The sequence below is a fragment of the Pseudomonas sp. OV226 genome (genome assembly GCF_003148705.1).
In the GTDB taxonomy this organism is placed as follows: domain Bacteria; phylum Pseudomonadota; class Gammaproteobacteria; order Pseudomonadales; family Pseudomonadaceae; genus Aquipseudomonas.
Window position 1 is genome coordinate 138,399 of the sequence record NZ_QGGS01000007.1, and the last position, 26,276, is coordinate 164,674.

The 26,276-nt window shown below is 59.5% G+C and carries 26 protein-coding genes and 1 pseudogene; 14 read left to right on the forward strand and 13 right to left on the reverse strand.

Going from position 1 to position 26,276, the window contains the following annotated elements; genetic code table 11:
* Window positions 1–39: 39 nt before the first annotated feature.
* Both C7534_RS14625 and C7534_RS14630 read right to left on the reverse strand, forming a co-directional pair.
* Window positions 40–825: a molybdopterin-dependent oxidoreductase gene (locus C7534_RS14625; RefSeq protein ID WP_109786184.1), complete on the reverse strand. Its 786-nt coding sequence runs from the start codon at window positions 823–825 to the stop codon at window positions 40–42.
* Window positions 822–1,442 carry a cytochrome b/b6 domain-containing protein gene (locus C7534_RS14630; protein ID WP_109786185.1) on the reverse strand — a complete coding sequence of 207 codons (621 nt, stop codon included), beginning with the start codon at window positions 1,440–1,442 and terminating at the stop codon, window positions 822–824. The genes C7534_RS14625 and C7534_RS14630 overlap by 4 nt, the downstream gene beginning before the upstream one ends.
* Window positions 1,443–1,608: 166 nt before the next feature.
* Here C7534_RS14630 and C7534_RS14635 point away from each other — a divergent pair, with 166 nt between their 5' ends.
* Window positions 1,609–2,550, forward strand: coding sequence for a class I SAM-dependent methyltransferase (locus C7534_RS14635; protein WP_077431992.1), 942 nt, complete (start codon window positions 1,609–1,611; stop codon window positions 2,548–2,550).
* A gap of 10 nt (window positions 2,551–2,560) precedes the next feature.
* Here C7534_RS14635 and C7534_RS14640 read toward each other — a convergent pair whose 3' ends face one another.
* Complete coding sequence (locus tag C7534_RS14640) at window positions 2,561–3,334, reverse strand: helix-turn-helix transcriptional regulator (protein WP_046031477.1); 774 nt, start codon at window positions 3,332–3,334, stop codon at window positions 2,561–2,563.
* Window positions 3,335–3,445: 111 nt separating this feature from the next.
* Between C7534_RS14640 and C7534_RS14645 the strand changes: the two genes are divergently transcribed.
* Together C7534_RS14645 and C7534_RS14650 are read left to right on the forward strand one after the other, a co-directional pair.
* Entirely contained in the window at window positions 3,446–4,549 is a 1,104-nt protein-coding gene (locus tag C7534_RS14645) for a polyamine ABC transporter substrate-binding protein (RefSeq protein ID WP_046031478.1), read from the forward strand.
* A gap of 198 nt (window positions 4,550–4,747) precedes the next feature.
* On the forward strand, window positions 4,748–5,869 hold the full coding sequence (locus C7534_RS14650) for a DmpA family aminopeptidase (protein ID WP_109786186.1): 1,122 nt from the start codon (window positions 4,748–4,750) through the stop codon (window positions 5,867–5,869).
* A 46-nt stretch (window positions 5,870–5,915) separates the two neighbouring features.
* Here the strand turns inward: C7534_RS14650 and C7534_RS14655 are convergent, their stop codons facing one another.
* Window positions 5,916–6,371, reverse strand: a complete 456-nt coding sequence (locus C7534_RS14655) for a cupin domain-containing protein (protein ID WP_109786187.1) — start codon at window positions 6,369–6,371, stop codon at window positions 5,916–5,918.
* 241 nt (window positions 6,372–6,612) lie between these two features.
* On the opposite strand from C7534_RS14655, the gene C7534_RS14660 reads away from it, so the two are divergent.
* On the forward strand, window positions 6,613–7,056 hold the full coding sequence (locus tag C7534_RS14660) for a hypothetical protein (protein ID WP_109786188.1): 444 nt from the start codon (window positions 6,613–6,615) through the stop codon (window positions 7,054–7,056).
* A 69-nt stretch (window positions 7,057–7,125) separates the two neighbouring features.
* Here the strand turns inward: C7534_RS14660 and C7534_RS14665 are convergent, their stop codons facing one another.
* The gene (locus tag C7534_RS14665; RefSeq protein ID WP_046031485.1) at window positions 7,126–7,659 is read right to left on the reverse strand and encodes a winged helix-turn-helix transcriptional regulator; all 534 of its coding nucleotides are present in this window, start codon (window positions 7,657–7,659) and stop codon (window positions 7,126–7,128) included.
* Between the two features lie 98 nt (window positions 7,660–7,757).
* Between C7534_RS14665 and C7534_RS14670 the strand changes: the two genes are divergently transcribed.
* A complete protein-coding gene (locus tag C7534_RS14670) occupies window positions 7,758–8,393 on the forward strand; it encodes an isochorismatase family cysteine hydrolase (protein WP_109786189.1) in 636 nt (211 codons plus the stop codon).
* Window positions 8,390–9,955 (forward strand): aldehyde dehydrogenase (NADP(+)), encoded by a 1,566-nt coding sequence (locus tag C7534_RS14675; protein ID WP_109786190.1) that lies wholly within the window; start codon window positions 8,390–8,392, stop codon window positions 9,953–9,955. Before C7534_RS14670 ends, C7534_RS14675 begins: the two co-directional genes overlap by 4 nt.
* A 15-nt stretch (window positions 9,956–9,970) precedes the next feature.
* Here the strand turns inward: C7534_RS14675 and C7534_RS14680 are convergent, their stop codons facing one another.
* Window positions 9,971–10,906 (reverse strand): Ppx/GppA phosphatase family protein, encoded by a 936-nt coding sequence (locus tag C7534_RS14680; protein WP_046031488.1) that lies wholly within the window; start codon window positions 10,904–10,906, stop codon window positions 9,971–9,973.
* Window positions 10,907–11,104: 198 nt separating this feature from the next.
* On the opposite strand from C7534_RS14680, the gene ppk2 reads away from it, so the two are divergent.
* The 3 genes from ppk2 to C7534_RS14695 all read left to right on the forward strand — a co-directional run bounded on the left by ppk2 (window position 11,105) and on the right by C7534_RS14695 (window position 15,064).
* Complete coding sequence (ppk2, locus tag C7534_RS14685; RefSeq protein ID WP_109786191.1) at window positions 11,105–12,022, forward strand: polyphosphate kinase 2; 918 nt, start codon at window positions 11,105–11,107, stop codon at window positions 12,020–12,022.
* Window positions 12,023–12,258: 236 nt separating this feature from the next.
* A complete protein-coding gene (mqo, locus tag C7534_RS14690; RefSeq protein ID WP_109786192.1) occupies window positions 12,259–13,905 on the forward strand; it encodes a malate dehydrogenase (quinone) in 1,647 nt (548 codons plus the stop codon).
* Between the two features lie 358 nt (window positions 13,906–14,263).
* Window positions 14,264–15,064 carry a lytic transglycosylase domain-containing protein gene (locus C7534_RS14695; RefSeq protein WP_109786193.1) on the forward strand — a complete coding sequence of 267 codons (801 nt, stop codon included), beginning with the start codon at window positions 14,264–14,266 and terminating at the stop codon, window positions 15,062–15,064.
* A gap of 48 nt (window positions 15,065–15,112) precedes the next feature.
* Here C7534_RS14695 and C7534_RS14700 read toward each other — a convergent pair whose 3' ends face one another.
* The 5 genes and pseudogenes from C7534_RS14700 to C7534_RS14720 all read right to left on the reverse strand — a co-directional run bounded on the left by C7534_RS14700 (window position 15,113) and on the right by C7534_RS14720 (window position 18,391).
* Window positions 15,113–15,382 carry a hypothetical protein gene (locus C7534_RS14700; RefSeq protein ID WP_139348122.1) on the reverse strand — a complete coding sequence of 90 codons (270 nt, stop codon included), beginning with the start codon at window positions 15,380–15,382 and terminating at the stop codon, window positions 15,113–15,115.
* Window positions 15,383–15,503: 121 nt separating this feature from the next.
* Window positions 15,504–16,538, reverse strand: coding sequence for a sensor domain-containing diguanylate cyclase (locus C7534_RS14705; protein WP_109786194.1), 1,035 nt, complete (start codon window positions 16,536–16,538; stop codon window positions 15,504–15,506).
* Between the two features lie 199 nt (window positions 16,539–16,737).
* A pseudogene (locus C7534_RS14710) lies at window positions 16,738–17,046 on the reverse strand (MFS transporter); the annotation flags it as partial.
* A gap of 136 nt (window positions 17,047–17,182) precedes the next feature.
* The gene (locus tag C7534_RS14715; protein ID WP_109786195.1) at window positions 17,183–17,596 is read right to left on the reverse strand and encodes a cupin domain-containing protein; all 414 of its coding nucleotides are present in this window, start codon (window positions 17,594–17,596) and stop codon (window positions 17,183–17,185) included.
* 42 nt (window positions 17,597–17,638) lie between these two features.
* The gene (locus C7534_RS14720) at window positions 17,639–18,391 is read right to left on the reverse strand and encodes an SDR family oxidoreductase (protein WP_109786196.1); all 753 of its coding nucleotides are present in this window, start codon (window positions 18,389–18,391) and stop codon (window positions 17,639–17,641) included.
* 256 nt (window positions 18,392–18,647) lie between these two features.
* On the opposite strand from C7534_RS14720, the gene C7534_RS14725 reads away from it, so the two are divergent.
* Window positions 18,648–20,231 carry a winged helix-turn-helix domain-containing tetratricopeptide repeat protein gene (locus C7534_RS14725; RefSeq protein WP_109786197.1) on the forward strand — a complete coding sequence of 528 codons (1,584 nt, stop codon included), beginning with the start codon at window positions 18,648–18,650 and terminating at the stop codon, window positions 20,229–20,231.
* Between the two features lie 282 nt (window positions 20,232–20,513).
* Here C7534_RS14725 and C7534_RS14730 read toward each other — a convergent pair whose 3' ends face one another.
* On the reverse strand, window positions 20,514–21,383 hold the full coding sequence (locus C7534_RS14730) for an AraC family transcriptional regulator (protein ID WP_109786198.1): 870 nt from the start codon (window positions 21,381–21,383) through the stop codon (window positions 20,514–20,516).
* A gap of 979 nt (window positions 21,384–22,362) precedes the next feature.
* Between C7534_RS14730 and C7534_RS14740 the strand changes: the two genes are divergently transcribed.
* Genes C7534_RS14740 through C7534_RS14755 form a run of 4 tightly spaced genes read left to right on the forward strand, consistent with a single transcriptional unit; the run spans window position 22,363 to window position 25,418 of the window.
* Entirely contained in the window at window positions 22,363–23,145 is a 783-nt protein-coding gene (locus C7534_RS14740; protein ID WP_109786199.1) for a transporter substrate-binding domain-containing protein, read from the forward strand.
* A 55-nt stretch (window positions 23,146–23,200) separates the two neighbouring features.
* Window positions 23,201–23,929, forward strand: a complete 729-nt coding sequence (locus C7534_RS14745) for an ABC transporter permease (RefSeq protein WP_046031501.1) — start codon at window positions 23,201–23,203, stop codon at window positions 23,927–23,929.
* Window positions 23,926–24,636, forward strand: a complete 711-nt coding sequence (locus C7534_RS14750; protein ID WP_109786200.1) for an ABC transporter permease — start codon at window positions 23,926–23,928, stop codon at window positions 24,634–24,636. The genes C7534_RS14745 and C7534_RS14750 overlap by 4 nt, the downstream gene beginning before the upstream one ends.
* Before the next feature lie 17 nt (window positions 24,637–24,653).
* Complete coding sequence (locus tag C7534_RS14755; protein WP_046031503.1) at window positions 24,654–25,418, forward strand: ABC transporter ATP-binding protein; 765 nt, start codon at window positions 24,654–24,656, stop codon at window positions 25,416–25,418.
* 45 nt (window positions 25,419–25,463) lie between these two features.
* On the opposite strand, the gene C7534_RS14760 is transcribed toward C7534_RS14755, so the two are convergent.
* Window positions 25,464–25,625: an efflux RND transporter periplasmic adaptor subunit gene (locus C7534_RS14760; protein WP_221174460.1), complete on the reverse strand. Its 162-nt coding sequence runs from the start codon at window positions 25,623–25,625 to the stop codon at window positions 25,464–25,466.
* Between the last annotated feature and the right edge of the window lie 651 nt (window positions 25,626–26,276).

The window sequence follows — 26,276 nt, forward strand, 5'->3', positions numbered from 1 at the left end:
CTCCTTGAAGCACAGGTTGCGGGCGAGTGAAGTTGCCCGTCAGCTGCCACCGAACCAGTTGTAGCCCTGGTCTTCCCAGTAGCCACCGCTGTAGGTGTTGCTGACGAAAATGGCCTGAATGTGTTTGGGATTCTTGTAGCCCAGCTTGGTGGGCATGCGCAGTTTCATGGGGAAGCCGTATTGGCGCGGCAGCACCGCGCCGTCGTAGGTCAGCGTCAGCAAGGTTTGCGCATGCAGCGCGGTGGCCATGTCGATGCTGGTGTAGTAGTCATCCGCGCATTTGAAGCCGACGTATTTGGCATCGGTGTCGGCGCCAACGCGCTTGAGGAAATCACTGAACCGCACGCCACCCCAGCGGCCGATTGCGCTCCAGCCTTCGACGCAGATGTGCCGGGTGATCTGTTCGGTCTGCGCCATGGCGCGCAATTCTTCGAGCCGCCAACTGCGTTTGTCCGCGACCAGGCCGGTAACTTCCAGTCGGTAACTCTCCGCCTCCACCGTCGGCGCTTCGTCGATGCCGTAGAAGGCGTTGAACGGAAATGGCCGGGGGATCATCGATTCGGGATAGGTCGGTGCCATGGCGTTGGGGTTGAACAGCCAGCCCTGCACCCGGTCGTTGAAGCGGGACATGGCGGACAACGCGGTGTCGACGTTTTCGTTGTCGGTGATGTTGCAGCCGGACAACATCGCCACGCCGCCCAGCGTCAGGCCACGCAGCAGGAACGAGCGACGCGAGCGGTCGGCGATCTGCGGGGCGAGGATTTTCCGGGCATCTGTCAGGATCGACGACTCGTCCAGCCCGGTACTTTCGATGCGCTTTTTCATACCGACTCCTTGCGACCGACGATCATGGCCCACAACGTTTTGGGGACCAGCGCGACCATCACCAGATGCACCGCAACGAAGGCCACCAATAGCGCCATCGCGAAGAAATGCACCCGTCGCGCACCTTCGTAACCCGCCATCAACTCGCGCAGCAGCGGGAACTGGACGGACTTCCACAGCACCAGCCCTGAAACCACCAGCAGCATGATGTCGACCATCACGAACAGGTACGCCAGCCGTTGCACCTGGTTGTAATGACTCAGGTCGGCATGCCCCAACCGCCCTCGCAACGCGGCCCATACGTCATGCAGGACACCTTTGGGCGAAACCGGGAAGAAACGGCGTTTCAGACGACCGCTGAACAGGTTGATGGCCAGATAAATCAGGCCGTTGATGGCGAGAAACCACATCGCCGCGAAGTGCCATTGCAGGGCGCCCCCCAGCCAGCCGCCGAGCGTGATCGATTTGGGGAAGCTGAAATCGTAAATGGGCGATGCGTTGTAGATCCGCCAGCCGCTGGTGACCATGACCAGAACCGCCAGGGCGTTCAGCCAATGGGTCAGCCGCAGCCAGCGCGGATGGCTGCTGATACGGGGTGAAGCAGATAGCTGCGACATGTCCGGCTCCCGGCAGTTGATCGATGGGGCCGAGTATGTGAGCGGACAGATCGCCAAATCCTCACGTAAAGTTAAATTAAACGTGATAACTCTCGACGCGTTGCCACGCGCCTTACCCTGCAATTGTGGTTAAAATGCCGCCCCCTCAAATTGCCGACCCTGCCCGATGAACCCAGACGCGCTCGCCACCCTCCACGCCCATTTGCTGACGGCCCTGGCAACGCCCCCCGCAGAAACCCGCCGTTTGTTCCACGGCCGTGGCCGCCGCTGGCCGGGCCTGGAGCAGTTGACCGTCGACTGGCTTCAGGGCGTGGTGCTGGTCGCCCTGTTCAAAGAGCCGGAAGCGTCGCAGCTCGAAGACTTGAAACAACGCCTGATGCTGATCACGCAGTCGCCCGAGTGGCAGCAATCCGGCGCGCATACCTTGTTGCTGCAACATCGCTACCTGCTGCAAAGCACCACCGAGTGGCTGCTGGGGGACGTGATCGATGAAATGACCATCACCGAGGGTGGCTTGCGTTACCGTGTGGACCTGGGGCGCAAACAGAACACCGGCCTGTTTCTCGACATGCGCTACGGCCGCGACTGGGTGCGGGCCAATGCCGACGGCAAGCGTGTGTTGAACCTGTTTGCCTACACCTGCGGTTTTTCGGTCGCGGCCATCGAGGGCGGCGCCGAGCACGTGGTCAATCTGGACATGTCCAGCCCGGCCTTGAGCCGTGGGCGCGACAATCACCGGCTCAACGGGCACGATTTGAGCAAGGTCAGCTTTCTCGGTCACGACCTGTTCAAGTCCTGGGGCAAGGTGATTGGCAAAGGTCCGTATGACCTGGTGATCATCGACCCGCCGTCCTTTCAGAAAGGCAGTTTTTTGCTGACCAAGGATTACCAGCGCGTATTGCGCCGCTTGCCGGAGCTGCTCGGCCCGCAAGGCACGGTGCTGGCCTGCATGAACGACCCGGCGTTCGGCCCGGACTTCCTCATCGATGGCGTCATGCGGGAAGCGCCGAGCCTGCGTTTTGAACAGCGGCTGGACAATCCACCGGAATTTCCGGATGCCGATGAGGCCTGCGGATTGAAGGCGCTGGTGTTCAAGTTGGGCGAGTAAACCGCCGGTATCAACGCGGCTGCAGCACCAACGCAAACAACTCGCCGTGACCATTCACGTTGAGCTTGTGATACACGTTGCGCCGATGCACTTTCACGGTCTCCGGTGAAATGCCCATCTGCTGGGCGATGGCTTTGCTGGAGAAGCCCTGAAGAATCAGCCTGGCCGTTTCGATTTCCCGCACCGACAGGCGCGCGTCGAAGCGATCCAGCAACAGGGTGAGATCGCCGGCCACAGGCTCGGCGGTCGCGCCTTCCGGCGGCATCAGTTGCAGGTGACGGCGCATCGCCGACAGCACCCAGTCGCGCACGCACAACAGACGGCCCTGCTCCTGGAGGGTAAATCGCGTCGAGCGCCCCAGCGACAAGCCCAGCACGGCGCCATCGAGGTTGATCATGAACTGCAACTCGTCGGCGCCCACGACCGAACGGAAATAGCTCAGGTAGTACTCGCTTTGCTGGAACTGGTCGGGAGCCACCGATTCCAGGCTGTGCAGGCCATCGGCAATGCCGGCGCAAGCGGCCTGGTAGAAGGGATCAAGCAGGTACATGCCGGCGCTGTAGTCCGCCAGTTCTTCATGCTCGGCGGCATCGCCTTTTGAGTCGAAATCAATCAGCAACCGCGGCACCCGCCCCGCGCCCATCACCGCGACCAACGCATTGTCCAGCGGCACCAGCAACCGCAAGGTGTCGACCAGCGCCCGCCAGAAACCGTCCTGACCCAACGCACCAAACACCCGCGCCAGCCCTTGGTGCACGGGCAACTCTTTCAACAACGCGTCCACGCACTACCCCTTTCGAGTAACCCATGATGGGAATGGGTGAGTCCCGCGCCTGCCGATACGCTGCAAGCACCTGTTCATCACCGGCCTGCAGCAGGCCAGGAGTGCCGCATCATGAGTCGTCACCGTTCGCATATCAATCTCGGACTGGGCGCCTGTTTGTGCGTCTCGCTGTCGGCGATGGCCACCGACGCACCCACGGTCCATGTCTACAACTGGTACGACTACATCGGTCCCAACACCCTGCATGACTTCAAGCGCGATACCGGAATCGAGCCGGTTTACGACACCTTCGACAGTGCCGAAGTGCTGGAAGGCAAACTGCTGACCAGCCGCAGCGGCTACGACGTGGTGGTGGCGAGTAACTTCAGTTTGCCGACGCTGATCAAGGCCGGCGCCCTGGCACCGTTGCCGCACGCGCAAATGCCTGATTTCAAGAACATGGACAGCGACCTGCTGGCAAAACTGGCCAACAACGATCCGGGCAATCAGTACGCCGTGCCGTATCTGTGGGGCACCAACGGGATTGGCTACAACATCGACAAGGTCCGCGCCGCGTTGGGCGACAAGGCGCCCGTGGACTCCTGGGACCTGGTGTTCAAGGAGGAGAACCTCGCCAAGCTCGGCCAATGCGGCGTGGCGATGCTCGATTCGCCATCCGAAATGCTGCCGGTCGCCCTGCACTATCTGGGCTTGCCACCTAACAGCACCAACGCCGAAGACTACAAGAAGGCCGAGGCGCTGCTGCTCAAGTTGCGCCCGCACATTGCGTACTTCAATTCGTCCAAGTTCATCAGCGACCTGGCCAACGGCAACATCTGCGTGGCGGTGGGCTGGTCCGGCGCGATGCTGGAAGCCAAGACCAATGCCGAGCAAGCCAACAACGGCGTGAAGATCGCCTACAGCCTGCCCAAGGAAGGTGCGCCGGTGTGGTTCGACACGCTGGTACTGCTCAAGGACGCCCCGCATCCGCAACAAGGCCTGGCCTTCATCGACTACCTGATGCGCCCGGATGTTATCGCCCCGGTCAGCGATCACCTGAACTACCCCAACGGTAATCGCAGCGCGACGCCGCTGGTGGCTGAGGCGACCCGCACCAATCCTGCCGTTTATCCGTCGGCTGAAGCGCTGGCCACGTTGTTCACCCTCCAGCCCCTGCCGCCCGCCACCGAGCGGGTGCGGACGCGGATCTGGAGCAAGGTGAAAAACGGTCAATAACCCCCGGTGACTCTGTAGCAGCTGGCGAAGCCTGCGTCCGGCTGCGAAGCAGTCGTAAATCCGGCTCATGCGGCTTACCTGAAACACCGTGCGCTCTGACTTTACGACTGCTGCGCAGCCGGACGCAGGCTTCGCCAGCTGCTACAGGGAATCGGTCATCCAATAATTTTGTTTAACACCATAAACATGAGAAAACCCATGAAACCACGTGCCCGCGACTTGAACATCCAGTTCGGCCAACTGCAACCCGGCCCTCTCAACGCCATCACCGACGTGCCCGGTGTGCGCGTCGGCCACAGTGATGTGCGTGGCCGCACCGACAGCGGTCGTGACATCCACACCGGCGTCACCCTGATCGAACCGCGCGCCGGTTCCACCAATCAACAACCGTGCTTTGCCGGTGTGCATGTGCTCAACGGCAACGGTGACGCCACCGGTCTTGAGTGGATTCGTGAAGCCGGCCTGCTGACCAGTCCGATCGCCTTCACCAACACCCACAGCCTGGGCGTGGTGCGCGACGCGCTGATTGCGCTGGACCGTGAGAACCCACCCGACGACGGCCGACTTTACTGGAACATGCCGGTGGTGCTGGAGACGTTCGACGGCCTGCTCAATGACATCAACGGCTTCCACGTCAAACCCGAACATGTGGCCCAGGCCCAACGCAATGCGGTGGGTGGCCCGGTGATCGAAGGCGCGGTGGGCGGTGGCAGCGGGATGATTTGTCACGAGTTCAAGGGCGGCATCGGCACGTCCTCGCGACGCTTGAGCCCTGCGCAGGGCGGCTGGACGGTCGGCGCGATTGTTCAGGCCAACCACGGTATTCGCAATGAACTGCGCGTCGACGGTTACCCGGTCGGACGCTATATGGAACAGGTCGACTCGCCCTTCCTCAAGGCCTCGCTGCCGTTTCCGGGCATGGGCTCCATCGTCGTCTGCCTGGCCACGGATGCGCCGTTGCTGCCGCACCAATGCACGCGCCTCGCGCAACGTGCCAGCCTCGGCCTCGCCCGCACCGGTGGCGGTAACGAAGACCACAGCGGTGACATCTTCATTGCCTTCGCCACCGGCAACCAGCACGTACCGCCAGCTGCCTATGAAGGCAAAGGCGCGCCGACGTGCGACAACCTGAGCATGGTCAACAACGATCACATCAGCGAGTTGTTTCTGGCCGCCACCGAAGCCGTGGAAGAAGCCATTATCAATGCCCTGTTGGCGTCCGATACGGTCGAAGGTAATGGCCACACTGTGCCGGGGCTTGATGCCGAGACGCTGCTAAAAGCACTGCGCCAGGCCGGTTGGCCTGGGATTCAGCGATAAAGCGCTAAACAGAAATGCCCGATGCCATGCATCGGGCAATCACTGATCAGTGCTCCAGCACCAGCAACGGCGTGCCTTTCTTCACGATGTAGGTCGCCAGCTCAGACGCTTTGCCGCTACCCACGTTCTTCGCCAGATGCACGGTGCCCGCCGGGATGTACAGCGAATCGCCCGCCTTCAGCGTGATCGGTGCCCGCCCCTCCAACTGATACTCGAAGGTGCCTTCGATAACGTAGGCGACCTCAACCCCAGGGTGCGAATGCTTTGGCGACGTCACGCCCGCGTCGAAATCGACACGCACTTGAATCACCTCGCGGTCGGCGACGTCCAGGTCCTGGCGCACCTGGTCTGTGCGGTGAATGCCGGCCTGCCAGTTTTTAGCAGGTTGTGCTTCAGGGGTGGTCTCGCCCGCCTGGCAAAAGCTTGCAAAGGCTGCCAGTGAAACAGCGGCAAGGGTGAAACCGAGCCGGCCAGCGGTGTTACGGGAAGTGATACGGGACATCGTCATTCTCCAGTGATTGCCGCCGATGCGGTGACACCATTTGGAGGGACCGGTGTATCTCGCGTGTGTCGCACATCCCTTGGTTTTGTATGCAAAGGTGGCTGCCGGCACCGGGGATACGTTGCGATACAAGCCCCCGTCCGCTCCGACCGACCATCCGAAGAAATGTCCTCTGTCACCACACAGCTAAAATTGACAGGGGGGATCACTTCAACGCGTCCTTACAAGCGGGAGTTTCACGATGAAAATCGTATCTTCGCTGGCGTTGGTGGTGGCGGTCGGGTGGCTCTCCGGGTGTTCGACGGTGCCAGACAGTCAGATCACTAACGTTCCCCTGCACGCTACGTCCGTCAACGGCGGGAATATCGCCCGGCCCATCATGATGCCCAAAGGCAATGCAACCGAGTTCTGGTTTGCCGTCAGCGGCGAAACCATGGGCAGCGCGTTACCCGGTCGCTTGATGGCTTATATCTATTCCGGAAGCTGCGCCCAACTGGGCTCTACGCCGGCGTATGACCTGAACGACGGGCCGAATGCACGGTTTTATTCATCGGCATCGATGCAGTACTTCTGGAAAAGCGCACCCGTGGCGGTCGAGACACTCCGCGCCGGCGGCTATGTGCTGGTGGTGCGTGAAAGCCCGGGCGATGGCCATCAAAACATTTTCTGCGGCAATCTGAGCTGAAGCCGTTGCCCTCCTTCGTTCCCGCGCGCTGCGTGGGAACGCTTTTCTCACGGTATCGCCGACGCTCGTCTACTGATCCTGAGCCGCCGCAACCGGGTCCGCCCCGCGCGCGCCCTTGAACGCATCACGCCGTGCCTTTCGTTCTGCGGCATAGGCCTCGCTGGGCGTACTGATCAGCTCTGCACGACGCAACGGCTCGCCGCAATGCGCACACAACGGCCCCAGCCCGGCAGGTTGACGACAGGTGGCGTGGGTGTAAACCACCGCCAACCCCTCCTCCTCTGACTTGCACCAGGTTTCCCCCCACGCTCGCAATGCCAGCACCACGGAATAGAACGCGTCCCCCTTGGGTGTGAGGTGGTACTCGTAACGCAACGGCCGCTCACTGTAGGGGCGGCGGGCGACCAGTCCGTCGGCCTCCAGACGCTTGAGGCGGGTGGCGATCATTTGCGGAGTCCCGGCGGTTTGCGCCTGGATCTCGTCGAATCGATGGCTGCCCATGAACAACTCGCGCAGCACCAGGACCGTCCAGCGGTCGCCGACGACAGATTCAGCCCGGGAAATCGGACACAAGGTTTCGGGAACAGCGGTGTTTACCGACATGCGGCCTTGCCTCTTTCACAGTTACTATGATTATCATATCAACATGATGCACGGGCAAGCCCGACGCACCGGTCACTCAATTTCCTGGAGAAACAGCCATGTCAAAAGCACTCTATCCCCTCGACAGAACCGCCTACCTGTTGGTCGATCCTTACAACGATTTCCTTTCCGAAGGCGGAAAAGTCTATCCGCTTATCGAACCGATCGCCGAACAAGTCGGCCTGCTCGACAACTTGCGCTCACTCGACCGCACCGTCCGGGCCCTCGAGATTCCGGTGGTCATCGTACCGCACCACCGCTGGGAACAAGGCGACTACGAGGATTGGGATCACCCAAGCCCCACCCAATGCAAGATCATGCACATGCATCACTTCGCTCGCGGGGAATGGGGCGGCGACTGGCACCCCGATTTCGCGCCCAAGGCCGGTGACATCGTTGTTCAGGAACACTGGGGCTCCAGTGGTTTTGCCAACACCGACCTGGATTTTCGACTCAAACAAAAAGGCATCACTCACGTAATCATCGTTGGCCTGCTGGCCAATACCTGCATCGAGGCCACCGCCCGTTACGCGGTGGAACTGGGTTATCACGTCACCCTGGTGCGCGACGCGACGGCCGCCTTCAAGCCCGAAATGATGCACGCGGCGCATGAGCTGAACGGTCCGACGTTCGCCCACGCCATTGTCACCACACCAGAGCTCATCGCCACCCTGACCCGAGGTGAACGCCCATGACACTGACAGGCAAACTGATGATCGGCGCCAGCGATGTGCCCGGTACCGAAGGGACGATGAGGGCGCTCAATCCCGCCAGCAATCAGTTGATTGAACCGGCGTTCGCCCTGGGTGGCGTAGCCGACGTCGACAAGGCCGCGACCCTCGCCGATGAAGCGTTCGATGAGTACAGCCACACCTCGCTCACCCGGCGCGCGGCGTTCCTCGACAGCATTGCCGACAATCTCGACTCGGTGCGCAAGACGTTGGCAGCAAGGGCAGCACTCGAAACCGGCCTGCCCGAGGCGCAACTTGAGGGTGAAGCAATAAAAGCTGCCACTCAGTTCCGCCAATTCGCCGAGGTCGTGCGCAGGGGGCGCTTCCTGCAACTGGCCATCGACCCGGCGCAGCCTGATCGCCAGCCACGCCCGCGCATGGACCATCGACTGCAGAAGATCGCCCTCGGTCCGGTGGCGATTTTCGGCGCGAGCAATTTTCCGATCGCGTACTCGGTCGCCGGGGGCGACACCGCTTCGGCACTGGCGGCTGGCGCGACGGTCATCCTGAAGGCGCATAACGCTCACCCCGGAGCGTCGGAAATCCAGGCCCAGGCGATTCGCAACGCCGTGCAAGTACACGGGCTGCCCGAAGGCGTGTTTTCGATGGTGCGCGGTGGCGGTAATGCAATCGGTGAAGCGCTGGTCGATCATCCGTTGATCAAAGCGGTGACGTTCACCGGCTCGGAACGTGGCGGTATGGCGCTGTATCGCCGTGCGCAACTGCGCCCCGAACCGATTCCCGTGTTCACCGAGATGACCAGCATCAACCCCACGTTCATCCTGCCCCACGCACAGGCCACTCAAGGGGCGCGGATCGGTGACAGCTTTATCGAACGCATGGTGGTGAACGTCGGGCAAGCCTGCCTCAAACCTGCGCTGTTGATCGCCATTGACGGGCCGGGCTTTGAGGCGATGCGCGCCGCGATGATCGAACGCGTCAACCAGACCTCGGCGCGACCGATGCTGACACCGGGCATTCACGCGGCCTATTTGAACGGTCTCGGTTTCATGGAGAACGCCGGCGCCCAGCGCATTGCCGAAGGCTCGGCAGCCAGTGCCGCGCTGGAAGGCGCCTCCGCGTTGCTGGAGGTCGACGGCGCACATTTCCTGAACGAGACGCTGCTCGCCGAAGAAGTATTCGGCCCTTCAGCGTTGCTGGTGAAGGTCCGGGATGAGGCTGAGATGCTCGCCGTTGCGCGCTCGCTGCGGGGTCAGCTGTCGGCGGCCCTGCACCTAGAGGACGATGATTTGCCTTTGGCACAGCGCTTGTTGCCGGTATTGGAACGACGCACCGGGCGCATCGTCGTCAATGCTTTCGCGCATCCGCAGGAAGTGACCTTTGCCACCGTTCACGGCGGGCCGTTTCCGGCCACGTCGGACAGCCGCTTCACCTCGGTCGGCATGACGTCGATTGAACGTTTCTTGCGTCCGGTGGCTTACCAGGGCTTTCCTCAAGCGCTGCTGCCCGAGGTGCTGCGAGACCTGAACCCGTCGGGATTGCCTCGCCTCATTGACGGTGTCTAGAAAGGGGGACGGGGTTCAATGCCTGGACATCAAGCCATGCATCACCCCGAACCTCAGTCCACCTTCGGAGGGCGTCATGTGCGAGATACCAAAGACCTTGAACGCGGCCAACATCACCACCAGGCCACCGGGCAAGGAGCTCAAGCGATGGTTTTGCAAGCCGGCCAGTTTGAGCTGTTTGACGTGCCCCACTTCCAGCAGGCGCAATGACAGGCGCAGCAGGCCGCTGTAGGTGATGCCGCTTTCGCCGTCGTCATTCATGCCGTTGGCCTTGAGCACTTTGGCGAGCATTCGCGCCGTTCCCGACGAGCCGATAGTCTGCTGCCAACCCAAGGCGCGGTAACGCCGCGCCACTTTTTCAAACTGCAGCGTGGCCACCCGCTCGGCTTCCAGCAACGCCGGGGCGGTGATGCAGCCACCCGAAAAGTAACGCGCGCCAAACGTGCCGCTGCCGATGGCAATGCTTTCGGTCAACAACGGTTGGGCGCCCTGCCCCAGAATCAGCTCGGTGGATCCGCCACCGATGTCCACAACCAGACGCAGACTGGCCGGGCTGGGGATCGAATGGGCGACGCCGGCGTACACCAGATTCGCCTCTTCATGCCCCGAGATGACATCAATCCTGAACCCCAGATGCCGCTCGGCGCTGGCCAGAAACAGTTGCGCATTGTCAGCTTCACGCACCGCGCTGGTCGCCACCGCCCGCACCCGGCCGGCTTCAAAACCGCGCAATTTTTTACCGAATCGCGAGAGCGCCTGCCATCCACGGTCCAGCGCCATCTCATCCAGCGCGCCGCCCTGAAAACCTTCCGATAAACGGACCGGTTCACGCAGGGTTTTCACTTCCTGGATCATCCACTTCTGGTTCCGTTTGACCGGCTGGCCAATCATCATGCGAAATGCATTAGAGCCCAGGTCAATGGCTGCAAATAGCGAGGCGTCTCCTTTCATGGTGCGGATTCCTGGCAGTTTCATTGGCCCGCGAACGCAGTCCATCGAAGCGTTCAAGACGGTTTGCGAGGATCCTGCCATGGGTTAGGTGACACCAAGATGACACCGGCCTTTTTTTCACCACGCCACAACCGTCACTGGCCCGTCACATCCACAGGCCTAGCATGACCACTTCCACCTTCGTCGGGAGTTATGGCCATGCTTTTAGACAACGACACCCTGATTCAACGTATCCATCGCGAGCTGCTCGATCACCGCGACGAAGAGCTGGAACTGGAATTGATGGAGGACGGCCACGACCTCAATGCGCTGTTTGATGCGCATGAGGGTGACAGCAGTGCAAAAGAACAGAGACGACGCTATTTCAGCGAGCTGTTCCGCTTGCAGGGCGAACTGGTCAAGCTGCAAAGCTGGGTGGTGAAAACCGGGCACAACGTGGTGATTTTGTTTGAAGGTCGCGACGCGGCGGGTAAAGGTGGGGTGATCAAGCGCATTACCCAGCGGCTCAATCCACGGGTCTGCCGGGTCGCCGCCCTGCCCGCGCCCAACGACCGCGAACGCACGCAATGGTATTTCCAGCGTTACGTCTCGCACCTGCCGGCTGCCGGGGAAATCGTGCTGTTCGACCGCAGCTGGTACAACCGCGCGGGCGTCGAGCAGGTCATGGGGTTTTGCAACGCCGACCAATATGAAGAGTTCTTCCGCACCGTGCCAGAGTTTGAACGGATGCTCGTGCGCTCCGGTATCCAGCTGATCAAATACTGGTTCTCAATCTCCGACCAGGAACAGCACCTGCGCTTCCTCAGCCGTATTCATGACCCGCTCAAGCAATGGAAACTCAGCCCGATGGACCTCGAATCCCGCCGGCGCTGGGAGGCCTATACCAAGGCCAAGGAAATCATGCTGGAACGCACCCACATCGCCGAAGCCCCATGGTGGGTGGTGCAGGCCAACGACAAGAAACAGGCCCGCCTCAACTGCATTCACCATTTGTTGGGGCAGATGCCCTATGAAGAGGTCGAATACCCGGTGATTGAATTGCCGGAGCGTGTACGGCAGGAGGACTATTCGCGCAGTCCGACGCCGGCGGAATTGATTGTGCCGCAGGTGTATTAGGGGGATGGCTTGAATTAAATGCATATTGGCACAATAAGTTAGCAAACACGGAAACAGGAGCCTTCAATCCTCGTTACCCTGATTTTCATTGGGTGCCGAGCGTAGTGCCCAATCGGGCTCCTGGATTCACGTGATGCTTGATCTTGAAGCTTCTCACCAGGTCTTTACCACCTATCACCAACGATAGAGCCATCTGAGCGGTAGGGATCACCGTAAATCTGTGGGAGAAGCACAGGATGAACACGAAAAAACTGAGACACATTCTTGCCGGTTTAACGCTGTCATTTGGCGCTGTGCATTCGCACGCCGAAGAAGCCAAAAAAGTCGATGTATTGCTGATCGGTGGCGGCATCATGAGCGCGACCCTGGGCGTTTGGCTTAATGAGTTGGAGCCAGGGCTCTCGATGGAAATGGTCGAGCGCCTCGACGGTGTCGCCCTGGAAAGCTCCAATGGCTGGAACAACGCGGGTACAGGCCATTCGGCTTTGGCCGAGTTGAATTACACGCCGCAAGACGAGAACGGAAAAGTCACGATCTCGAAAGCTGTTGAAGTGAATGAAGGCTTCCAGTTGACCCGGCAATTCTGGGCTTGGCAGGTCAGGCAAGGCGTGCTGAAGAACCCACGTTCGTTCATCAATTCCACCCCGCACATGAGTTTCGTCTGGGGCGCTGACAACGCCAGCTTTCTGAAAAAGCGTTACGAGGCCTTGCAGGCCAGCCCGCTGTTCCGCGGTATGCAGTACTCCGAAGACCCGGCCGTGATCAAAAAATGGGTTCCGCTCATGATGGAGGGGCGTGATCCGAAGCAAAAAATTGCGGCCACGTGGAACCCCAATGGCACCGATGTCAATTTTGGAGAAGTGACCCGCCAACTGATCGGCTATCTGCAAACCTCGCCGAAATTTGCCCTGAAGCTGTCGAGCGAAGTGCAGGACATCACCCGAAACGAAGACGGTAGTTGGCGCGTCAGCTACAAAAACCTCAAGGACGGTAGCGAAACAGCAACCGATGCCAAGTTCCTGTTCATCGGTGCGGGGGGTGGAGCGCTGAAGCTGTTGCAGAAATCGGGAATTCCCGAGGCCAGGGAATATGCAGGCTTTCCAGTGGGCGGCTCATTCCTCGTGACAGAAAACCCGGCCATCACCGAGCGGCATCTCGCCAAGGCCTACGGCCAGGCTTCGGTGGGAGCGCCGCCCATGTCGGTTCCACATCTGGATACCCGCGTACTGGACGGTAAGCGCCTGATCCTGTTCGGTCCATTCGCAACCTTCAGTACCAAGTTTCTCAAACAGGGCTCTTTTCTGGACCTGCTGAGTACCACCACGACAGACAATGTGTGGCCGATGACTCGCGTCGGCATCAAGCAATATCCGCTGGTTGAGTACCTGGCGGGTCAGCTGATGCTGTCGGACGAGGATCGCCTCAATGCGTTGAGGGAATACTTCCCCAACGCCAAAGCCGAAGACTGGCATCTGTGGCAAGCCGGCCAACGCGTGCAAGTGATCAAGCGTGATGAAGCGGCCGGTGGCGTCCTGAAACTGGGCACGGAGATTGTCACGTCCCAGGACGGCACCATTGCCGGCTTGCTGGGTGCATCTCCGGGCGCGTCGACCGCAGTACCGATCATGGTGAGCTTGCTGCAGACAGTTTTCAAAGACAAAGTCGCGACGCCCGCCTGGCAGGAGAAACTGCATCAGATCCTCCCGAGCTACGGTACCCAACTTAACAACGATCCGGCAAAAGTGGCTGAAGAGTGGGCGTATACCGCCAAGATACTTGAACTGATGCCCCCACCGGCAATCAGTCAAGTCGCTACGCCGATGGCTGAAAAAGAGGAGAACAAGCCGGCGAAGGAAAAGGCACCGGCTGACATCGCACTGTGACCAGACGTCCACTCCTTCGCAGTGCTCGATGTAGCTGACCTGGAAACAAAAGCCCGCTGGACGTAAACGGTCAGCGGGCATTTTCTTCACCATCAGCTGCGGGTCGACTGCGCCCCTTCGCGACGGGTAGCAATCGGCCAGAAGGAGACATTCGTTTGCGTCGGGATGTGCCACATCCTCGAAGGCACCGTGCGCCTGACCGATGCGGACGGCGTGGTGAAGAAACACGTTCCAAGGCCGGATACAAGGGGTATAACTATCAGAACAAAAGGCGGATCACCCAGAATAGGCCCTCCCAAGGCAGCGCCCGGGCCAGGCGCCCCAGGCCTGATCGGCGTCTGCGGCGCGGAGCGATGTGATGAGTTCCAGAGCATGGCGATGGGCTCGCAAGAGCCTTCTTGGCTGTATCGAGCTGGCCTTGCTGGTCGCGCCACTGTGCGCCAGCGCCATGTTCAAATGCCAAGCCAACGACGGAGCCATCAGCTACACCAACCAAGCCATCGCCAGCGCCCGCTGCACTCGCCTGAATGGTATGGCGGGTGTCGGCGCCAAGCCAATGGCCCTGCCACGGCTTGTGCAGGACGACAACTCAGGCGCGGTGCGGATTCGGGTGTTTACCTTCATCCACAGGGGTATTCGTCAATATGTGAGCCGGCGCCCCGTCGGGATCTCCGCACGGGTCGATGTCCTTGAGCTCTATGTCATCAAGGGCTGCTATCTGTGCAGGGTGCCGAAGGATTTCAAGGTCGCCTCACTGCGCCTGGACCCCCATTCCTATCAGCGGGAGATCGAAGCCGCTTCGGATCATTATGGTGTCGACAGGGCGCTGATCCGCGCAGTGATACATGCCGAATCGGCGTTTCGCCCCAACGCCATTTCCGAAGCCGGCGCCCAGGGGCTGATGCAGTTGATGCCCGCCACCGCCGAGCGCTTCGCCGTGGACAATCCGTTCGACGCACGACAGAACATTCGTGGCGGCGTGCGCTACCTGGCCTGGTTGCTCAAGCGCTTCAATGGCAACCAGGTGCTGGCGTTGGCAGGTTACAACGCCGGCGAAGCATCCGTGGTCGAGTACAACGGGGTGCCTCCCTACGCCGAGACGCAATCCTACGTCATCCTCGTGCAGTCCTTGACCGAACGCTATCGCAACCATCGCTAGTACCGTAGGGCGCATGCCGTGTCGAACACAATAACTCGTCGGGATGAATTACTCCCCAGATTGCAGACGCTCTATAGCTTCGAGAAGCTGGCCGTCGAAGTACTCGGTTCCATCTCGTTCCTGTTCTTCCATGCGGCGCTTTGCCTCGATGAGCAGGTGTTTGGTCGCGATGTTCTGATTCAAAAAAGTGGCGACCATAAGATCATTCAAACTCTCTAGAGGTGTGTCCCATGCCTCCCTGCAGCGCTGCATTAGCCCTGTGTGGTCATCCCCACTCCATGGACCTAAAATATTCGAGACTGCCAGGGTGCAGGTCATGAGTCTGCCTTTGAGAGAAATTGAAGGGCTGGTAATTTCGCACGCTCGGGAAATGTATGAATAGCGAAATTGAATGCCCGCTTCTGGTCGCTATCCGCCCCACAGCTGACCCTCGGCTTTCCTACAACCGTTGACGGTTTCGCTGCTGTTTCACCTTATACATCTCGCGGTCTGCCAGCTTTGTGGCCTCGTCCACAGTCATGCTGCCCGGTATCACTGCCACTACCCCAACACTCGCGCCGGTATATTGAATATCACCAAGACCGTGGCCCAGCTCATATCGCCCTATCGTCGCTTTGGACAGGCGATCCTGAAGCAGTTCGGCGGCATGTCGCATGTCGTTCGCCGGGTCGGTGTGTTCGGAGGGTGTGCCCAAGGCGATCACGATGAACTCATCACCGCCAGTACGCCCGATGATGTCGCTGGCTCTAAGGTCATGCTGCAGTTTTGCGGCCACGCCGCGCAGTAGCTGGTCTCCTGCCAGGTGGCCGCGGGTATCGTTGATGAACTTGAACCCATCCAGATCGATGACACCTATGAGTATGTACTTGCTCTCCCGCTGGGCCAGGGCGAACAGGCGCGCAGCATCGTTTAGGATGGCACGCCGGTTAGACAGGCCGGTGAGTGGATCTGTCAGGGCCAGTTTGGTCAACTCGGCGTTGGCAGCCTGGAGTCGCTCAACAAGCAGCCCACGTTCAAGGGAATACCCCAGCAACCCTGACAGCAGCATCAGCAAGGGTTCCACGTCAGCAGAGCGGGCCACTTGATCCGAGCTGGCAGCACATACCGTTCCCAGCACTTGCCCATCCTGGGATCTGATTGGCGCACTCACGTAGGTTCTGATGCCCAAGGCCGCGGCGGCCTCCGAATCACCCCAACATTCGGCAACATTGTCCGAGTACATGCGATTCTCATCCAGCGCCCGCTTGCACAGAGTATCTGCCCAAGGCACGACCAGCCCTTCAGGAATTACCATGTCACCGACGTTACGTGCGAACTCGACACGCTGGACACCCTCGTCGGTATCAATGGTCGTCAGGTAGGTCGACTCCATACCGGTTATCTTACTGAGCAGGGTCAGCAAGGGACGCGTGAGCTGCTCCAGGGTTTGGGCTTTGGGAATGGTATCGGAGAGAAGAGAAAGAATCTGATCCATTTGGGCGTGCCGATAGCAAAGGGGTATTTCAATTATCGACTAATCGGCGGATTACTGAACAGCGCAAGGCTTCACCTGAATAAGACGGCTAGAACCATGGAGCAATCGCTTCTGGCCGATTGCTGCCTGTCACGACCGGCTGAAACCGACCCAATATAGGGATTTTGTTGGTGGCTACCCCCCTTCCGACTTCAGCTAAGGCCCGCATCGCACGCACCTTCGCGTATTTCGAGAGCCCAATTTTGATGCCCACCAGCACAGGCGCGGCAACCACAAACAGCATCGCAACAGCGTAAAACGCCGTATCGAAAGCAATCACCGTCGCCTGACCTGACACGACCTTGCCCAGCAGTCTCGTCGCTGCCCGCCCGGCGGCGACTTGATCCACGCCCTTCCCCGCCAGCATCGCCCCCGTGGTGGTCAGCCGTTCGATGAGCGCGTTTCCCCCAGGGGTGACGTTGGCGCCGAGGACCGTGCCATTGATGACGACATGATGCTCGATCAGCGACGCACAGCAGTTTGCCGAGGGTCTTGCGCTTGTTCCGCCGCGCCACGACGGCAGGGGTTGCGGGGCCCGAGTCAGCGGCAAGGGCGGCAGAAGCCTGCCACCCGGCTGTCGAACTTTCATGAGTGCGTTGACCGGCTCACTTTTTGATCGGTGTGACGAGTTCCTTTTCGTTGGTGTCGAGGACGAACACTGCCAGCAGGCGTGCAGGCTGGGTGTCGCTGGCGTTGGCGCTGACCAGGTGCACGGAGCCCGGCGCCTCTACGAAGTTTTCGCCGACGGTGTAGATCTTTTCCGGCTGGCCTTTGCCGTGGATGCGAAATGAGCCTTCCAGGACGGTTGCATAGATGAAGGCCGTTTTCGGATGGGTGTGGGATGGCGACGCAGCGCCCGGCCCATACTCGACGACCACGCCTTTCATGCTCTTGCCGGGAAGATTGGGAATGGGACGGTCGAATACGACCGTCACCTTGCCGTGGGGCGGCTCAGCGGCGGACGCTGCGCTGATCGAGAGCGCGGCGAAGACGGCGGCCATCAGGATTCGGGTAACCATGGGGTTGCTCCTTCGTGGATAGGGATGTGAGGGTGCGAGCCGTCACCGGCTCGCCGACCGAGCGATCCAGTCTTCGAAGCGGATCGCGCCCAGGCGTGGGTTCTTGCCAGGCACCAGCGATTGATCGTTGAGCACGGCACCGAAGTAACGTGCGTGCACGTCCGGCAAGACCTTGCGGTTGTCCCGGGTCGCCCGCAGAAAACGCCGGGCCAGTTCGTCGATCGGCATGGCTTCCGGGCCGCCGACTTCAACCGTGCCATTGACCGGTGCTGCCAGCACCACATCGACCAGCGCCGCCACCACGTCGTCGGACGCTATCGGCTGGATCAGCGCCGGCGAAACACAATATTCCTCGCCGACGGCGAACGACTGGACGATGCCTTCGACAAACTCGAAGAACTGCGTGGCACGCAGGAGGGAGTAAGGAATGCCGGACGCCTTGATCAGGTTTTCCTGCGCGACCTTGGCCCGGAAATAACCGCTGTCGGGAAGCCGTTCGCTGCCGACGATCGACAGCGCTACGTGATGACGAACCCCGGCGGCCGCTTCGGCAGCCAGCAGGTTACGTGTCGATGTTTCGAAGAAATCGAGTACGGCCTGGTCCTCCCACGACGGCGCGTTCGCCACGTCGACAACGATGTCAGTACCATCCATCGCTGCGGCCAGGCCTTCGCGGGTGATGCTGTTCACGCCCGTGCTGGGGCTGGCGGCGACCACGTCATGGCCGCGCTCGCGAAGGATGTTCACAAGTTTCGATCCGATGAGGCCGGAGCCTCCGATAACTACGATCTTCATGGCTTTTCTCCACTTGTCGACTGCAATCATTGCGTCGGTGTAGAGAGGTTGCGCGCGCGTGCACGGCAAGTCCTTGCAGCAAGCTTGGATTTACCTTCGTGAACGCTTGGATTTGCGTCCAGAGAAGCGGTTATTCGTCCATCCTCACCGTGGACCATGCAGGGGGTTTCGAGCTGACGTATTATCAATCTCAACTAAAATATCGCCAGCGGCCTGGGACACGGAGTTGAAGGCGCTTTGCCAGGGGAAGCCCACTTTGCAATTCGCGTTTGAAGATTTCGTGCTCGATCAAGAGCGCCGGGAATTGACCTTGCGTGGGCAAGCCGTGGCCGTCGGGCCACAGACCTTCGATCTATTGCAGTATCTGGTGAACAACCGCGATTGCGTTGTCAGCAAGGACGACCTGCTCAAGGCCGTGTGGAGCGGCCGGATCGTCTCGGAATCGACGATCACCAGCCACATCAATGCGGTGCGCAAGGCCATCGGCGATACGGGCGAAGAGCAGCGCCTTGTCCGCACGGTTGCCCGCAAGGGTTACCGTTTTGTCGGCGAGGTAGAACAAGCGCGAGCGCCTGGCGAACCAGGCATCGGCGAACACACGCCCTTCACCCCCAATGAACTCCCCCCTGCCGTGCTCACCCTTCCGGACAAGCCCTCCATTACCGTCCTGCCCTTCCAGAATCTGAGCGGCGACCCAGAGCAGGAATACTTCGCCGACGGCGTGGTAGAGGACATCATCGCCGCCCTCTCGCGGATCCGCTGGCTGTTCGTCATCGCGCGCAATTCGAGCTTCACCTACAAGGGTCAAGCGGTGGACATCCAAGGCATCGGTCAGACGCTGGGCGTTCGCTACGTGCTCGAAGGCAGCGTGCGCAAGTGCGGGAACAAGGTGCGCATCACCGGGCAACTCATCGACGCGACAAGTGGTACGCATATCTGGGCGGAACGCTTCGAAGGCCTGCTCGACGACATCTTCGAGCTGCAGGATCAAATCGCCGAAAGCGTCGTCGGTGCAATCGCGCCGCAACTGGAACGGGCAGAAATCGAACGCGCCAAACGCAAACCCACTGAAAGCCTCGACGCCTACGACTATTACCTGAGAGGCATGGCAAAACTGCACAGCGGCACCCGTGAAGCCATCGCGGAGGCGCTGCCGATGTTCTACACGGCCATCGAACTCGATCCGGAATTCGCTTCGGCCTATGGCATGGCCGCCTGGTGCCACTTCTGGCGCAAGCTCAACGGCTGGATGACCGACCGGCCGGCAGAAATTGCCGAAGGCACACGGCTCGCGCGCCTGGCGGTGACACTCGGACGCGATGATGCCGTCGCGTTGACCCGCGGCGGGCATGCGCTCGCTCATCTGGCCGGTGATGTCGATGGCGGCATTGCGCTGCTCGACAGGGCGCGCCTGCTCAATCCCAACTTCGCCCCCGCCTGGTTCCTGGGCGGTATCTTGCGTGCACTGCGCGGTGAAACAGAAGGCGCCATCAAGGACTTGACCCATGCCGTTCGCTTGAGCCCGGTGGACCCCGAAATGTTCAGGATGCAAATCGGAATGTCGCTCGCGTACTTCTTCGCCGGCCGCTTCGATCTCGCTGCACAATGGGCGGAAAAAGCCTTGGGCAACCTGCCCAGTCTGCTGGCCCCGGCGGCTCTGGTGGCAGCCAGCTATGCGCTCAGCGGACGAATGGACAAAGCGAAGCAGGCAATGCAGCACCTGCAAGAGCTGGATCCGTTGTTGCGGGTTTCTAACCTTAGGGATTGGCTGCCTATCCAGCGTGCGGAGGATCTTGCACGGTTTGCGGATGGATTGCGGCGGGCTGGGTTGGCAGAGTGAGCTTGGGATGGCTGACTGTAGGAATATTGGATGTTTTATCGATTCAGGCAGAAAAGCGGTTCGCGTGTTAATCAGAACTGCCAAACCCACGATAACCATGATCGGTAGAGCGCTGCAGATTGCTTCCTAGGGTGGCAACAGGCAGAAATAGGCCACCATGAAAAAAAATGAAAAAAGTGACTGATTTATTTTTCCATTCAAAAGGGGACGTAAAAATCTGTCCCCATTTTTTCATGAACTCAACGACGATCGTTCCAAACCAGAAGCAACATGTCCGCTCCGCTATTGCAAAGGCACATATATATCGGTCTGCCATTGATCCTGCGGTGTCTCGAGGGAAATGCTTAGATAATCGAAGAACAACGGCTGGTCTCGAAGCTCCTCGCCGCTGGTAGGGAGCCAGTCGCGATAGATCGGATAAATCGATTCGCCGATGTGATCCGTCGAGCCCACGTGACGCACCACGACGCAGCGCCCGCCAGGGATAACTCTCTCGATTACGCCGAACTCATTCGCTGCTACTGCCTCGTGAATCTCGCCGCAGATTGCAAACCGGAACTCGTCGGCCGGGGTCGTATCGGGGTTGCCGGAAGGAATACCAAAGCTGCGACTGGATGCCACCGGCGACTGTCCGCTCTGCATGCGCCACTCGATAAATTTACGCACGCTCTCATTAATGGACCCGGGCGCTCCGCAATGCTCGAGTGCTGCAACCCTGACTTCGTGAAACTCCACAATTCGTATCTGCATGATGATGTTCCTGGAAAAATGAGGGATGGTGAACACCGCACTCCAGACCTGCCAATTGGGTTGCTTCCTGAATGCACTCGGCGTCATACCGAACGCCCGCCTGAACGCCCTGGAAAATGCTTCGGGGCTTTCGAAACCCGCACCGAAAGCGGCGTCCAGCACCGAGTAATTCGCGAGAGAAGACAAGCAATGCGCCGCGCGTCGTAGTCGCATCAGTTGTACATAACGTGAAACTGGCACGCCCACGAACGCGGTGAATTGGCGATGGAAGTGAAACGCCGAAAAGTTCGCGACTTCGCTCAACGTCTTCACGGACAAGTCACCTTCGAGATTGGCGTCGATGTAGGCGAGTACCAGGTCGAAGCGTTTTGTGTAGGCGGCGTTGCTCGGCAAGTCAGGCACTGGATGGAGGCTCCGGGAAATACGGTAGGCAATAGAGTCGACTATACCGGCGTGCCCGCGCCTAGCCGTGTTTGCTCAGGTCGCGATTGAATGGCCTGTTCGACATGGCCGCCTTGGATGCACCGTCTTGAAGGCAAGCGGGCAGTTCATCTGAGCCTCCGATTGTTAAATTCTGTACGCCCGACAGCCAAAAGTGGACTCTGCAACGTAATTGCCTGTCAGATACGTCTCCCTTTCGAGTTTTCACATAGCTTGGGCCAATAACGGACGCTGGATGATGACCGCTTCGCTCCCTGAAGCGCCAAGGAAACTCGAAAGGTATCTGCTGGCACCGTTAGATACGGGTTCAATTTGGTCGCGGCTCAGGTGGACAGGCGTTAGATCTCAAGATCCGCAAAACAGACCGCAAGTCACGAACGGCGTGGTCTGCGAGTCAATTCCGACATGTGTTGACGCCGAGGTTTGAAAACAGCAACCGGGACCGTATTTAGCGACCAGGCAAGCCTCCCCACAACGACGAAAACAACCTTTGGTGGGGTGCAAAAACTGCATCCCGTTGCGACGTCGCAACACGTTCGGTCTCCCGCGAAGTAAACGCCCTTACGAGCCGAGGGCAGCCATTCGGACGGCAAGGGGTTTGCCGTGATTCACGGGTTGAAGGACGGTAGAAACGAAAATTCGGGTAAACCGCTGGAGCGCACGCCGCGTAATTTCACACTTTGTTACCGCATACCCCATCCGGGTGTAAAAACCTGCTTTGGTAACAGCCTCGCAGGCTGCCTCACTCCCTGCGCTCACCTGCCTGCCAAGCCCTTACCAGAGCGCTGTACGCGCTTTCTCAAACGTCCAATCCGCGAATTGGCCGGGTGATTGCATATGCTTGTCTGTACAAGTATCTGCGTGTGCATAAGACATTGTGCCACGCAGTACATGCGCTCTTGCGGCACAAGCGCTTTCGATGGTCCCAGGGAATAAAATAATGAAAAAAGTATTTCTCACCCTTTCTGCATTGGCTTTGTGTGTGGCTGCCGGTTCTGCGCTGGCCAAGGAGTACAAGGAGTTGCGCTTTGGCGTCGACCCCTCTTATGCGCCGTTCGAATCCAAGGCCGCCAATGGCAGCCTGGTGGGCTTCGATATCGACTTGGGCAACGCGATCTGCGCTGAGCTGAAGGTCAAGTGCAAATGGGTCGAAAGTGACTTCGACGGCATGATTCCCGGCCTCAAGGCCAACAAGTTCGACGGCGTGATTTCTTCCATGACCGCCACGCCAGCGCGTGAGAAAGTTATCGATTTCTCAAACGAGCTGTTCTCTGGCCCGACCGCGCTGGTCTTCAAGAAAGGCGCGGCCATCGGCACCGATCCGGCCTCCCTCAAGGGCAAGAAAGTCGGCTACGAGCAAGGCACCATCCAGGAAGCCTACGCCAAGGCCGTACTGGACAAGGCCGGGGTACAGACCCTGGCCTACGCCAACCAGGACCAGGTGTACGCTGACCTGATCTCCGGTCGTCTCGACGCTGGGATCCAGGACATGCTGCAAGCCGAACTGGGCTTCCTGAAATCGCCACCAGGCGCCGACTTCCAAGTCAGCGAGCCGGTCGAAAGCCCGCTACTACCAGCCAAAACCGCCGTGGGTCTCACCAAAGGCAACGCCGAGCTCCAGGCCTTGCTGAACAAAGGTATCAAGGCGCTGCACGACAATGGCACCTATGCGGCCGTCCAGCAGAAGCACTTTGGCGATCTGAATCTCTACAGCGGCAAATAATGACCCTGCGCCCATTTCCGGATGGGCACTTTATTGATTGAGGTAGGGCTGCTCAATGCTAGAAAACCTATTGCAGATTCTTGGGCTGTCAGGCTTTAGCCTTAAGGGTTTCGGCCCGCTGTTGCTGCAAGGCTCGTGGATGACTGTCAAATTATCCTTTCTGTGCTTGCTGGTGAGCGTTGGCCTGGGCCTGATCGGCGCCAGCGCCAAGCTTTCGAAATCGGCACTGCTGCGCGTCCCTGCGCAGGCCTACACCACGCTGATTCGCGGCGTGCCGGACCTGGTGCTGATGCTGTTGATCTTCTACAGCCTGCAAACCTGGCTAACCTCGTTTACCGATTTCATGGAATGGGAATACATCGAGATCAACCCGTTCAGTGCTGGGGTCATAACCCTGGGCTTCATCTACGGGGCGTATTTCACCGAAACCTTCCGTGGCGCCATCCTCTCCGTACCCCGAGGGCAGATGGAAGCGGCTACCGCCTACGGCCTGACCCGCGCTCAGCGCTTTCGCATCGTGGTGTTCCCGCAAATGATGCGTTTTGCCCTGCCGGGCATCGGTAATAACTGGATGGTGATCCTCAAGGCCACCGCGCTGGTGTCGATCATTGGCCTGGCCGATCTGGTCAAAGTGGCCCAGGACGCGGGCAAGAGCTCCTATCAGCTGTTCTTCTTCCTGATGCTGGCCGCCTTGATCTATCTGGTGATAACCACCGTTTCGAACTACGTCTTGCGCCGGATGGAAATCTTCTACGCCGCAGGCACCCGGGAGGCCGTGCGATGATCGAGCTACTGCAGGAATACTGGAAGCCTTTCCTGTTCCAGGACGGCAATCACATCACCGGGCTGGCCATGACCCTCTGGCTGCTCAGTGCTTCGATCTTCTTCGGCTTCGTGATGTCGATCCCGCTGTCGATCGCCCGGGTCTCGACCAATGTCTGGGTGCGCTGGCCGGTGCAGTTCTACACCTATCTGTTTCGGGGTACGCCTCTCTATATTCAGCTGCTGATTTGTTACACCGGTATTTACAGCCTGGCCGCGGTGCGTGCTCAGCCGGTACTGGATGCGTTCTTCCGCGATGCGATGAACTGCACCATCCTGGCCTTCGCCCTGAACACCTGCGCCTACACCACGGATATCTTCGCTGGGGCCATTCGCAGCATGAACCACGGTGAAGTCGAAGCGGCCAAAGCCTACGGACTGACCGGCTGGAAGCTGTACACCTACGTGATCATGCCGTCCGCCCTGCGTCGCTCGCTGCCTTACTACAGCAACGAAGTGATTCTGATGCTGCACTCGACCACCGTGGCCTTCACCGCGACCATTCCGGACATTCTGAAAGTCGCGCGAGACGCCAACTCGGCGACCTTCCTGACCTTCCAGTCGTTCGGCCTCGCCGCGTTGATCTACCTGGCAGTCACTTTCTCCCTGGTCGGCCTGTTCCGCCTGGCTGAACGCCGTTGGTTGTCTTTCCTCGGCCCGGCTCACTAAATTCAGGATGCTTGTTCATGTACAAACTGACCGTTGAAAACCTGCACAAAAGTTATGGCAACCATGAAGTCCTCAAGGGCGTTTCGCTAAATGCCAAGACCGGCGATGTGATCAGCCTGATCGGCGCCAGTGGTTCGGGCAAGAGCACTTTTCTGCGTTGCATCAACTTCCTGGAAACGCCCAACGACGGCGCCATGAGCCTGGATAACCAGCCGATTCAAATGGTCCATGATCGCCACGGAATGCGCGTGGCCGACGCCAATGAACTGCAACGCATCCGCACTCGCCTGGCGATGGTGTTCCAGCACTTCAACCTGTGGAGCCACATGACCGTACTGGAAAACATCACCATGGCCCCACGCCGGGTGCTGGGCGTCAGCAAGAAGGACGCGGAGGATCGCGCCCGGCGCTACCTGGACAAGGTCGGTTTGCCGGCACGGGTTGCAGATCAATATCCGGCGTTTCTCTCGGGTGGTCAGCAGCAACGGGTCGCCATTGCCCGTGCCCTGAGCATGGAACCGGAGATCATGCTGTTCGACGAGCCGACTTCGGCCCTGGACCCGGAACTGGTGGGCGAAGTGCTCAAGGTGATCCAGGGGCTGGCCGAAGAAGGCCGCACCATGATCATGGTGACCCACGAAATGAGCTTTGCGCGCAAAGTGTCGAACCAGGTGCTGTTCCTGCACCAGGGGCGGGTCGAAGAGCAAGGTGCGCCCGAGGACGTATTGGGCAACCCCAAAAGCGAGCGCCTGCAGCAATTCCTCAGCGGCAACCTGAAGTAACCTGAGCGCCTTCGAGCGACGGCAGGGACGCTCGAAGGCGCTGGCTCAACCCTCAAAACGCCCACGTTCAACCTGAGCAATCAGTGTTGCCGGCATCCCTGTGATGCCGTAGCCGCTGACGAGCCGCGGCCAACAGATCAGATCGCTTCGCTTCAAAACAAGGAACTCTGTCTGAGCAGCCACCCACTCTGGAACCAAGATATCCACCAACGCCGCATTGCTTTGAGCACATCACCGTGAGCATGATCGACCACTGCGACCCCCCGATTCTATAGGTTTAGCGGCCCTGCTTATCACAACCAGTCAACCCAGCCATGTTGATGGAGGGATAGCCTAGGTTGGTGTATCGCGGATTGGCTCACCCACGATGGCGAAAACAACCGTCATATCACGTTCGGTCTCTCGAGAAACAACGCCCGCACTCATTTGTAGAGGTGGCCAGACTGAGCGACTTCCAATCAGGCCGTTAGACACGGGTTCAATTTGGTCACGGCTCAGGTGGACCGGTGTTAGATCCGGGGATTCTGGCAATCCTCTGCAGCCCTTACAGAACAAGGGCTGCAAGGTCTTACAGAAAACAACCATCGGTAAGGATTTAAAAGCGCCTATTGTTGAGTGCCAGATTCCATCGGCGGACCAAACCTGCGCTGCACACGACGAAAAGCTACATCTTGACCGACAACTATCGGCCGATTCTGTTGAAAAAGTCGGCCATGGTTTCTACGGTAGAAAAGTATGCGCTTGAGATTGAAATCTTTACTTTGAGCAGAAGATTCGGGGCTCAGATTTCGCGTTGCGACGCGCAAAAAAAGACGTTTTCAGCGGTCAGTATGGGAGCAGTCTGGACATACCGACTTT